This is a genomic window from Enterococcus sp. DIV1059_2 (assembly GCF_051713685.1).
Lineage (GTDB): Bacteria > Bacillota > Bacilli > Lactobacillales > Enterococcaceae > Enterococcus_D > Enterococcus_D casseliflavus.
In genome coordinates, this window is record NZ_JBIOQK010000001.1 from 508,220 (window position 1) to 520,044 (window position 11,825).

Annotated in this window: 8 protein-coding genes; 5 read left to right on the forward strand and 3 right to left on the reverse strand. The window is 44.1% G+C overall.

Annotated elements, in window-relative coordinates; all coding sequences use genetic code 11:
• Positions 1-32: 32 nt before the first annotated feature.
• Positions 33-2,624, forward strand: coding sequence for a bifunctional acetaldehyde-CoA/alcohol dehydrogenase (gene adhE, locus IGI72_RS02415; RefSeq protein WP_010748754.1), 2,592 nt, complete (start codon positions 33-35; stop codon positions 2,622-2,624).
• A 243-nt stretch (positions 2,625-2,867) separates the two neighbouring features.
• On the opposite strand, the gene arfA is transcribed toward adhE, so the two are convergent.
• A complete protein-coding gene (gene arfA / locus IGI72_RS02420; protein ID WP_438752919.1) occupies positions 2,868-4,400 on the reverse strand; it encodes an arabinosylfuranosidase ArfA in 1,533 nt (510 codons plus the stop codon).
• A gap of 101 nt (positions 4,401-4,501) precedes the next feature.
• On the opposite strand from arfA, the gene IGI72_RS02425 reads away from it, so the two are divergent.
• Together IGI72_RS02425 and IGI72_RS02430 are read left to right on the forward strand one after the other, a co-directional pair.
• A complete protein-coding gene (locus tag IGI72_RS02425; protein ID WP_438752921.1) occupies positions 4,502-5,269 on the forward strand; it encodes a helix-turn-helix domain-containing protein in 768 nt (255 codons plus the stop codon).
• 91 nt (positions 5,270-5,360) lie between these two features.
• Entirely contained in the window at positions 5,361-5,846 is a 486-nt protein-coding gene (locus IGI72_RS02430) for a hypothetical protein (protein ID WP_142965039.1), read from the forward strand.
• 245 nt (positions 5,847-6,091) lie between these two features.
• Here IGI72_RS02430 and IGI72_RS02435 read toward each other — a convergent pair whose 3' ends face one another.
• On the reverse strand, positions 6,092-7,927 hold the full coding sequence (locus tag IGI72_RS02435; RefSeq protein ID WP_438752924.1) for a DUF2264 domain-containing protein: 1,836 nt from the start codon (positions 7,925-7,927) through the stop codon (positions 6,092-6,094).
• Positions 7,928-8,096: 169 nt separating this feature from the next.
• On the opposite strand from IGI72_RS02435, the gene IGI72_RS02440 reads away from it, so the two are divergent.
• The gene (locus IGI72_RS02440) at positions 8,097-8,945 is read left to right on the forward strand and encodes a hypothetical protein (protein ID WP_438752927.1); all 849 of its coding nucleotides are present in this window, start codon (positions 8,097-8,099) and stop codon (positions 8,943-8,945) included.
• Entirely contained in the window at positions 8,942-10,609 is a 1,668-nt protein-coding gene (locus IGI72_RS02445; protein WP_438752929.1) for a hypothetical protein, read from the forward strand. Before IGI72_RS02440 ends, IGI72_RS02445 begins: the two co-directional genes overlap by 4 nt.
• A gap of 59 nt (positions 10,610-10,668) precedes the next feature.
• Here the strand turns inward: IGI72_RS02445 and IGI72_RS02450 are convergent, their stop codons facing one another.
• Positions 10,669-11,712, reverse strand: coding sequence for a LacI family DNA-binding transcriptional regulator (locus tag IGI72_RS02450; RefSeq protein ID WP_005232137.1), 1,044 nt, complete (start codon positions 11,710-11,712; stop codon positions 10,669-10,671).
• Between the last annotated feature and the right edge of the window lie 113 nt (positions 11,713-11,825).

The following is an 11,825-nucleotide window of genomic DNA, read 5'->3' on the forward strand; positions in this document are numbered from 1 at the left end:
CAAAACATGTTTAAAAACTAGGAGGACATACAATGGCTAAGACATTGGAAAAAGAAGTGACAATCGACGTACAAGCAATGATCGACGATTTAGCAACGAAGGCAAATGTGGCGTTAAAAGAAATGGAAAGCTTTGATCAAGAAAAAGTGGACCACATTGTTCATGAAATGGCAATGGCAGCTCTAGACAAACACATGCCTTTAGCTAAAATGGCAGTAGAAGAAACTGGCCGTGGTATCTATGAAGATAAAGCGATCAAAAACATGTACGCTTCAGAATATATTTGGAACAGTATCAAACATGACAAAACAGTCGGCGTGATCAATGAAGACAAACAAAAAGGCTTGATTGAAATCGCTGAACCAGTTGGTGTCGTTTGTGGGGTAACACCAACAACTAACCCAACATCTACAACGATCTTTAAAGCAATGATCGCTTTGAAAACACGTAACCCGATCGTTTTTGCTTTCCACCCATCTGCACAAAAATGTTCAGCAGAAGCTGCACGTATCGTTCGTGATGCAGCCATCGCTGCTGGGGCACCTGAAAACTGTGTGCAATGGATCGAGCATCCATCAATCGAAGCGACTGGCTTATTGATGAACCACCCAGGAATTGCGATCGTATTAGCAACTGGTGGCGCTGGCATGGTCAAAGCAGCATACTCAACTGGTAAACCTGCATTAGGTGTTGGACCAGGGAACGTACCTGCTTATATCGAAAAAACAGCGAAAGTGAAACGAGCAGTCAATGACTTGATCGTATCAAAAACTTTTGATAACGGAATGATCTGTGCCTCTGAACAAGCAGTGATCGTTGATAAAGAAGTCTATGCCTCTGTGAAAGCAGAATTTGAAGCACATCAAGTCTATGTTGTAAAAGCAAAAGAATTACAAAAACTTGAAGATGCCGTGATGAACGAAGGGAAATATGCCGTAAATCCAGCAATCGTTGGACATTCAGCAATGGAAATCGCGAAATTAGCAGGCATCAACGTACCAGAAGGAACAAAATTATTGATCGCTGAACTTGACGGTGTCGGTGCTGATTACCCACTATCAAGAGAAAAACTTTCTCCAGTTTTAGCAATGATCAAAGCAAACAACACAGAAGACGCGTTCGAAAAATGTGAAGCAATGCTTGATTTAGGCGGATTAGGCCATACAGCGGTGATCCACACTGAAAACGAAGACTTGCAATTAGCATTCGGCCTACGCATGAAAGCTTGCCGTATCTTAGTTAATACACCATCTGCAGAAGGTGGTATCGGAAATATCTACAACGAAATGATTCCATCATTGACACTTGGTTGTGGTTCATACGGGAAAAACTCTGTATCACGAAATGTTTCTGCTGTGAACTTGATCAACGTGAAAACTGTAGCGAAACGGAGAAATAATATGCAATGGTTTAAATTGCCACCAAAAATCTTCTTTGAAAAGAACTCTCTAATGTACTTGGAGAAAATGGAAAACGTTGAACGTGTCATGATCGTTTGTGACCCTGGTATGGTTCAATTCGGCTATTGCGATACGGTTCGTGAAGTACTTGCTCGTCGTAAAAATGACGTGAAAATCGAAGTCTTCTCTGACGTAGAACCAAACCCATCAACAAACACCGTTTACGCTGGAACAAAAATGATGGTTGATTTCAAACCAGATACAGTGATCGCCCTTGGTGGTGGATCAGCAATGGATGCTGCCAAAGGCATGTGGATGTTCTATGAGCACCCAGATACTTCATTCTTCGGCGCGAAACAAAAATTCTTAGATATCCGTAAACGGACATACAAGATCGACAAACCAGAAAAAACGCAATTCGTTTGTATCCCAACAACGTCTGGTACTGGTTCTGAAGTAACACCATTTGCGGTTATCACTGACAGTGAAACACACGTGAAGTACCCATTAGCTGATTACGCATTGACACCAGATGTAGCAATCGTTGACCCTCAATTCGTAATGTCAGTACCTGCTTCTGTTACAGCAGACACTGGAATGGACGTTTTGACTCATGCGATCGAATCTTATGTGTCAGTAATGGCATCTGATTACACTCGTGGATTGAGCTTACAAGCAATCAAGTTAGTCTTTGACTACTTAGAAAAATCAGTGAAAACACCTGATATGGAATCTCGCGAAAAAATGCATAATGCCTCAACAATGGCAGGTATGGCCTTCGCCAATGCATTCCTAGGTATTTGTCACTCAGTAGCTCACAAAATCGGTGGTGAATATGGTATTCCTCACGGACGTACAAATGCGATTCTTTTACCGCACATCATCCGTTACAATGCCAAAGACCCACAAAAACATGCAATGTTCCCTAAATATGACTTCTTCCGTGCCGATACAGATTACGCAGACATTGCGAAATTCTTGGGTCTTAAAGGCAAAACAACGGCTGAATTGGTTGAAGCATTGGCAACAGCTGTTTACGAATTAGGACAATCTGTTGGTATCGACATGAGCTTGAAAGCGCAAGGCGTCACTCAACAAACACTAGATACAACAGTTGATCGCATGGCTGAATTGGCTTATGAAGACCAATGTACAACAGCAAATCCAAAAGAACCTCTAATCTCTGAATTGAAACAAATCATCGTTGATGCCTATAACGGCTAAACAATGAATCAAGAACACCCTGCAGTATCTTAGCTGCCGCAGGGTGTTCTTTTGTCGTCTCTTTTTTTGAAAAACAAGCTGGCAGTTGCCGCCTTTTTGCCCAGATCAGTTAAGAATGCGAAAAATAGCAAGTGAACAGGGGGGATCATAAAAAAGGAGTGGATTTCTCCACTCCGTAAAAGTCTCGTTTTTTCAGGATGTCACCAAGGCTGTTGCTTTTTTTGGCTAAAACAGATACGCTCGTTACTTGCTGACGTTTTTCTTCAAGCGTAGCATCTGGAAGCTTTGTTTTTCCAAGACGACACGCAAAATGCCGTCATTCAATTCCGCTGTTTTTCCATTGACGGGCACAACGTTGTTCGGGGTTGCTTCGGTATTGACGGCATGCAAGTCTGGGTGGTGCAAGACTTGATGGGTAGCGATTTGCAATGAATCATATTGACGCAAGTCGCAAGTGAATTCATTGGCATCCTGCAAATCCTTATTTACTAAGAAAAAGGTCAGATAGTCATCTTCGTTTTCGATCGCAATGGCATCCACATAAGAAGCTTTTCCGTGGCTGCTATCGAAATCAGCCCCTCGAAGAATACTATGCAACACGTGACCGCGACCATAGTTGCTGATCATTTCATAGGGATAAAAAATCGTTTGTTTCCAAGCGGCAGTATCGGAAGTCATGATCGGTGCGATCACGTTGACCAGCTGTGCCATGCAGGCGATTTTAACGCGATCTGCGTGATGAAGCATCGTGATCATCATGCTTGCGACGAGTAACGCATCTTCAAAGTGATAGACGTCTTCTAATTGTGGTGGGTGTTGACTCCAAGGTTCAATTTTTTGATCCTGTTCATTTGAGTGATACCAGACGTTCCATTCGTCGAAGGAAATATTGATCGTCTTCTTGCTTCGGCGTTTGGCTTTCACTGCATCACAGATTGCTGCGACTTGACTGATGAACTGATCCATTGCGACATTGCTTGCTAGATAATCTTGGCTATCGCCGTTACGGTTGCCATAATATTGGTGCATGGAAATGTAGTCGACTTGATCGTAACAATGACTTAATACTGTATCTTCCCACATGCCAAAGGTCGGCATCGTGAGAGAAGAACTACCACAAGCGACGGTTTCGATCGTTGGGTCCACCAAACGCATCGCTTTGCCAGCTTCTTCTGCGAGCCGGCCATATTCATCGGCTGTCTTATGTCCTTCTTGCCAAGGACCGTCCATTTCATTGCCTAGACACCAAAGTTTGATGTCATGAGGATCGGCCACCCCATGGGCACGACGGAGGTCACTATAATAGCTGCCGCCTTTTAAATTGGTGTATTCGATCAAGTTTTTCGCTGCTTCGATTCCTCGTGTCCCAAGATTGATCGCCATCATCGGTGCCGTATTGACTTGTTTGGTCCAATCCATAAATTCGTTTAAGCCGAACTGATTGCTTTCGATTACCCGCCAGGCCAAATCGATTTTTGCTGGCCGTTGCTCTTTAGGGCCGACGCTATCTTCCCATTTATACCCAGAGACGAAATTGCCTCCTGGGTAACGGACGATCGGCACATTCAACTGCTTGATCAAGGCAGCGACATCTTGACGAAAGCCTTGCTCATCGGCAAAAGGACTTTCTGGTTGATAGATCCCTTCGTACACACAGCGCCCTAAGTGCTCCACAAAAGAGCCGTAGATCCGTTCGTCGACTGGTGCCAAAATAAAGTGTTTGTCTAAATACATCGTAGTTTTCTTCAATTTTGCAACCCTTTTCTTTTCTTTCATTGTAGCGATAGTCCATGAAAATAAACACTACATTCTGTCTTATTCTATTGACGTTTTGTCCGTTTTCTTTATACTAAAGGCAAGTAGGAAGGAGTGAGAAGTTGAACGTAACCTATTCAGGATTTCAAATGCACAATGCTGTTTCCGATCATATTTATCGCCCCTCTGGCTTAAAGCATTATCTTTTCGTGTTGACGTTGTCTCCAATGGTTTTCACTTTTGAAGATGGTCATCAAGAAACTAGTGAAAAAGGTAGCTGCATTCTTTTTCCTCCAACCGTCTATCAAGATTATCGTGGCAAAGAAGATTTTTTTAATAGCTTTGTTGAGTTTCAAACGGATCAGGTGATCGAAGAAACCTATGCGATCCCTTGTAACCAACTGTTCCAGCCGAAAAATATTCAACAAATCAACAAATTGATCCAAAAGATCAATCATGAATCCTTGTTGCCACAACGGCACACGGAAGAATTGATCGCGGCGTATATGACAAATCTATTGGTCTTACTTGAACGCAATTTTGAAGAAAGCATCCCGCAACCACAAAACGAACACTATCAACTGTTTCAGGCGATGCGGTTGAAAATGTTAGTCAATTGCGAACAGCAATGGAATTTTTACCAGTTTAGCCGAGAGCTTTCCATCGGTAAAAGCCAATTCTATAAGCTCTATCAACAATTTTTTCATACCACGCCCAAAGAAGATTTATTGCAAGCTCGGTTTCAAAAGTTTTTTTATTTACGCAGCAACGAAACGCTGACGATTCGAGAGGCGGCGTTTCAATCAGGGTTCCAAAACATCAACCATTTTAATCGGCTCTTTGCGAAGCGCTATGGCTGCGCACCGACAAAGTACCAACAGGAGCAATAGGCAGGTCTGATCGGTAAAAACGCAGAAAAAAGTCCGACGAATTCTTGACGGATGAAAGAGAAAACGGGACAATGTCATTAGGAGGTGGCATATGGATACAGAAACGATCGTAAGCGAACTTTCTAAACGTTCAAGTGAATTGGAAGCGCTACAAAGAAAATTGAGTCAAAGCCAATTAATGAATAATGAAGCGGCACAAACGTTCATTTTTGACTTAAAGGATTATTTAGATAGCTTAAAGCTCGTAACAGATTTAGTACCGTCAGCGGCAACTACAGCAGCGGAAGTTGACCAGTTGTCGTACGTCTTAGGTGAACAAAATCAAAGCATCCAACAGCTGCTGGTTATTTTGGAAGAAGCCGAAGCAAATGACGACCAGCGCTTTTTCGGCAAAAGTGCGGGAGAAGTGCGGCGGATGATTGGCAGTCTGTCTGGGATCCTGGAACTAAACGGTCTGTTGCTGCAAGACAATCGTGGCTTTCAGCAAGTCGTGAAGGAAACTGGACCGCTTCAGGTGACTGAAACAAAGGAAGTCTCTGAGAAAAAAGGATTTCTCCAAAAGCTTTTCGGGAAATAAGCACTGATCGTCGATCAAAACATGAATCACTTGTACCAAAAAAACGGCACTTCACAATACGTGAAGCACCGTTTTGTGGTACAAGTATTTTTTTGCTTTTTGCCAATAGAAACGGAGAGATCAGAAGGTACCGACGCTGAAACCTTAGACTGAAATCGAACTTCTGGGGGGGACATTCTTCAATCCCGTAAATCAGAAAGGTGTTTTCGGTAGCTTTTCTACTAGCATTTGCCAGTAATTTTTTGCTAGTAGCTAAGCTGAATGGTTTTTTTCTGATCCCCTTGGCTCATTGCTACTTTGTCCGCTGTGATAGTGACATCAAAAGATGGAATCTGATCAGAAAAGGCATTGCCTAAACACGCAACGAGCCATTCCTGTTGTTCAGCGAGAACGGTTTTGCTTATTTGAGGGATGACTGTTCGACTATAAAGTAGATTCGTGTTGGGTTCTGGCATCAAGAGGGTACCTTCTTGATGCGTCGGGAAGCTTTTGATACCGACACAGCCAACCGAGCTTTGATAAAAGGTGCCTTCTTTGCTAGAAAGCGCAGCACCATCAGCTGGTGCTGCAAAGCTGCCATTGACCAGTTGCAACCTTCGATCCGTTTGAATCCGATGGTAACGCAGATGCCAAGGATACATCGGAATCACAAAGGTTTCGATGACGACCTGCTCGTAGGGGCGCCAGCGACTATAGACGTAGTCATCTTCAATCGCAAAGGCTTCGTAACCAAAAGCTGTTTTAAAATCCGTCTGCCCCTCTGAGATCGCCAATGTATTATCATAGGCACCTTGTTTCAATAAAACGGTTGCTTTCGGTACGCTAAACCCAAACGTTGTCGAATAGACAAACTTTTCGTATTTGGCATTGCCGTGAGCATGTTCGTGGGAATGTTGCCCCGCAGTGAAAGCTTGCAATTCTGTGCCTTCTTGGTTATGCACCAAAAGCATCCGACTATGCGGATTGCGCACCGGTGTGGCAAAGGTTGGCACCTGCTCCTCAAGCGTCCAAAATTCAGCATCCGCTGGGATGGCCAATACACAGAAATTTTTGAAAGCCCAATAAGGCGATCCTGGTGCGTTATAGCCTTCAGCCATATTTAGGTTGGGGTAAGCATAGCCAATACTTAAAAAGCCTTCTTGCGTAAAGATTGGTTGGCGAAACCAGTAACGCATGTTTTGTAACAGTAAATATTTTCCTTCATTTTTTGTGAAGCCTTCATATTCTATATCGGCGAAAGCACCGACAGCAAAGAAACTTGATTGCGCAAACCGATACGTTAGACTACGACCAAAAGGCAATGCCGCACCGGTTTTCGTGAACCACTGCTTAAAGGATTGCGCAAACGTAGCGGCTCTTTGACGATAGCTAAACTGATAAGGGCATTGGGAACGACAAGTAAGAACACTGTAAAGGAGTCCGTAGTATTGCATCCCAAAAGGAATATAATAGTCGATTTGGTTTTCATAGCCATCAAAATACCAGCCGTCTGCTAAGTAATACCTCTCGATCTCTTCTTGATCAGCCAAAAGGGTCGTTTCTAAAAAAGGCAATGCTGCCATTTCAAAGAAGGTATTAACTAAAATCCGAAAGAAGAGCCAATTGGTTTTAGGGATGGTGTGCTGATTGATCTGATTGAGCCAATCAAAGAGATTTGTTTGCTCTCTTGGTGTGAGGAGATCCCAAAAGACGGGTTTGGTAAAAATCAAATAGCTAGCAAGGGCACCCATTTCCACAAACAATTGGTCGTAGTCATGCAGTTTTCCCCAGTACTCCTGAGAGATCGGGGTGGTGCCTGCAACGATCCCGGCATTGGCTTGTTGAAAAAGTTTTGGGTAACGAAGGCACGCTTCTTCTTGGCTGAACAATGGGCCCAATCCCCAGAGTGTCCGTAAAAAGCCTTCGACGTCACTCTTTTCCTGGGTGTACACTGCTCCTGAATTTCCTAGGTGGACCCTCCCGGGAGTTCCTTGTCGTGCCATACATTCGTATACGGGAGTGACCAGATCAACAAGGGCCTCTTCTAGATCGGTTTTGGTTCGAAGAGGGTTCTTACTTAATGCTTCTTGGAAGTTTCTCATGTAAACAGCTCCTTTTATTTGTTATTTTACTTTATTTAGTAAAATAAAGAAATGGAAACTGTTACGTTTCTCAATTTTAAGTAAAAAAATAGTAAAAAATCGCTGGAACCAGTTACATTTTTTTGTCGACATCGCTATAATGGAGAAAATACGAGAGGAGCTACATGCAATGACCCAGATTTCCTTAACGATTTATGACCAAAAGCATCAAGTAAAAAAAGGCAAACAAACACCTGAAAGTGAACCTACCCTTCTTCAAGCGACGGCGGAAGACTTTGTCACGTTGGCATCCCAAGAGTATTGTTACGAGGACGGAGATAAAATCGTTGTCTCGCTCTCACGCAGTGGACAATTTGTGTGGGTCACACTCGATGAAACGCTGGCGACTACTTTGGTGTACATCAAAGGCAACGAGTGGATCTACCCCGTACATCTTAGTGAAAATGCCAAAGAAGCCGCGCCAGAAGGCCGTTTTGCTGGGAAAAGCCATTATTTGAGTGTGCGGGTAGCAACAAAAGAAGAACTAGCGGCTTACCGCAATGTCGCCTTAAACCCTCATGATCAAAAAGAATTCTTGGGTGCCTATCCGCATGCCCATGCCAATGTTGAAACAAGAGATGATGCGACGTTTTTCGCTTGTAACGCTATTGATGGCATTTTTGCCAATACGTCTCATGGCAATTATCCCTATGGCTCATGGGGGATCAATCAACAAGCAGATGCCGCTTTGACGATCGACTTTGGTCATGAGGTCCGCATCGACCAATGTGCGCTTACGTTACGGGCGGATTTTCCCCATGATAGCTATTGGCAACAAGTCACGTTGGCGTTTTCCGACGGGAGTCAAGAAATCTTGCAGACGGTCAAAAGCAGCCAGCCTCAACGGTTTTCTTTCCAGCCGCGAACGGTCACTTGGGTGAAATTGCATGAGCTGATCCAAAATGACGATCCCTCACCATTTCCAGCGTTGACCCAAATCGAAGTCTTCGGACGCTCCATTCAGGAGGAAAACGCGTGAATCCAGCAGATGTAAAAGAAGAAATTTTACAGGCGGCACAGGCGTACCTTGACACTGGTGAGATTCCCTATTTGCCTTATCAAGGCTATCAAGAGTATCTCGAATCGGGGAATCGTGTTGCCTTCGAATCCCATTATTTTGCCCGCCGACGGATGTTGGTGGTTTTAGGACTTGCTTATGAAATGGAGCGTAAGGCAGCGATCAAAGTGCTGTTGGAGCAAGTGATTTGGGAAATCTGCAATGAATATACATGGTGTCTGCCAGCGCATCTGCCGATTGTCGATGGCCAGTTTTCTTCGCAAGCGCGCCACACAGTCGATCTTTTTGCAGCTGAAACTGGGCAATCCTTAGCAGAGTTGTTTATGTTGGTTGGGGGAGACCTTTCACCAGTCATCACAGAACGAGTGTTGTATGAGATCGATCAACGGCTTTTTTTACCCTTCGAGGAGCAAACCTGGGAGTGGGAGACAAAAGAGAACAATTGGTCCGCAGTTATTGGTGGCTGTCTTGGAATGACGGCGCTCTATGTATTGCCGAAAAAAAGCGAGCGACAATTGCGGATGATCAAACGATTGGATACTGCAATGCAAAGCTATCTCAACAGCTTTGGCGAAGATGGGGCTTGTGTGGAAGGTGTCGGATACTGGGCGTATGGGTTTGGTTATTTTCTGTATTATGCGCAATTGTTGGCAGAAGTATTGCAAGAAGACACCTACCTAAAGCAGCCTAAAACCAGAAAAATTGCCGCTTTTCCTTACTACACGATGATTTCTCCAGGGCATTACATTCCTTTTTCTGATTATTCGGCGATCGAACTGCCTAGTGGCTTGGTCAGTTATTGCTACGAGCATTTGGGCGTGGCGGTTCCTCAATTATCGGGGGTCAGTCCGTTAGATTTTGATCCTTGCTACCGGTTTGCCCACAGCTATCGAAATTTGTATTGGCATAACGAAGCGATCACACGAGAAACGAATGCCTCATTTCATCACTATTTTGAACAAGCACAGTGGTTCATGGCAAAAGATGTGCAGCAGGATCTCTTTTTTGCTGCCAAAGGGGGGAGCAATCAAGAAAGCCACAATCATCTCGATGTCGGTCATTTTGTTTTAGGAACGACGGAGGAGTTATTTCTGACGGACCTTGGTGCAGGGGAGTACACCAAAGAGTATTTTGACGAGAACACGCGCTATCACTACTTTCCCGCAGCCGCAATCAGTCATTCGCTGCCGATCATCAACCAGCACACCCAACGCACAACAGCCGAGGAAGCGACAGTGCTACAGGTCAATGACCAGCAATTTGACTTAGACCTCAGTGCGTTCTATCCGAAAGCAGCGGTCACTGAATACCAGCGGCGCTTCGTGGTCTCGCAGCAACAAGTAACGATCGAAGACCATTTTGTCTTTGACGAGCACCAACCAAAGAATCTGGTGGTGGAAAACTTTATTACGAACATAACACCAATGGTGCAAGATAAGACCGTTCAACTAATGACAAAAAAAGCACGCTGTGTTCTTCGTTTTACCAGTGATAAGATCCAAATACAGCCAGTCACTTATCATGACCACCATGGTGTACAGGCACAAGCGTATTTGATCCAAGCCGAATACGCGCTTGAGCAGACAGGGAAAATCAAAACGACCATTAAAATAAAAAAAGGGTGAGAAGGATGCGGTGCTTCCTTGCAATGACGTTGATCAATGCAAGAAGACACCGCAGCTTCTCAGCCTTCTTTTGGTTTTGCGGTAGATTGACGAATCACCAGCTGTGTACTTAAAAAGATGCGTCTGGCGATCCCAGGATTTTCGATGCGGTTATAGAGTAGCTCTAACCCCGTTTCACCCATCTCTTCAGTAAATGCTTGGACTGAAGAAAGGGGTGGAGAGACATAGCGGGACACCGAAATATCGTTGATGCCCATAACACTGATGTCTTCAGGAATCTTGATTCCATGAGCCGTTAACGTATGGATGACCCCGATCGCAAAGGCATCATTGGCTGCCAAAATCGCAGTCGGCAAGCGGTCTTGCCACAAAGCCAAAGCCTGCTCCGTTAATTCTTCCCCCGTTTGGACATCCAACCGACTATTTTCTTTCACGATGAAATAATCCTCATCAAACAGCTGATAATGCTGCATCATATCGACATAGGTGTTGACCGTTGGCGTTTTGTACCGCCGATACCCATACATATTTTGACTTTCCTCGGCGCCGATAAAGGCGATTTTTTGATGACCAAGTCCCATCAAGTGAGAAAGAGCCAACTCCGTTGCTTGCGTAAAATCGGTATTGACAGAATCGTAGTCATCCAGCGGAAAGTTACTGCCAATCACACAGAGGTTGGGGTGTAGCTCATGGAGTTTCTTGACCCGCTCTTCTGTGAACTTGCCGATCGCCAGTAAGCCGTCGACGGACTGGATCACTGACTCATCAAGGTTGGAGATTTTTAACAGATCACAACCCAGTTCGGCGGCGCGTTTTTCCACACCCAAACGAATCGACATATAGTAAATGTCTTCCAATTCTTCATCATCCATCCGCCACTGAACGATCCCGATCGATTTGTTGTGTTTTTTTGGTACATCCACTGGTAGTTCACGCTGCTTTTGCTTGTTTTTGTATTTCGTATAATTTAGTTTTTCAGCTGCCTCGAAAATCTTTCGTTTGGTTTCTTCGGTCACTGAAAGACTAGGATCGTAGTTCAGAACCCGTGATACGGTTGATATTGATACCTCAGCTATGGTCGCTATGTCGGTAATCGTAGCCATAGAATCCCTCCTCCAATGCTTCTCCTCTTCAGTATATTTCTTTTTAGTAAAAAAACCAAGAGAGAAATTGCCCTCAAGTAAAAATTTTACTTTTTTTAGGAAAAACTATTGAT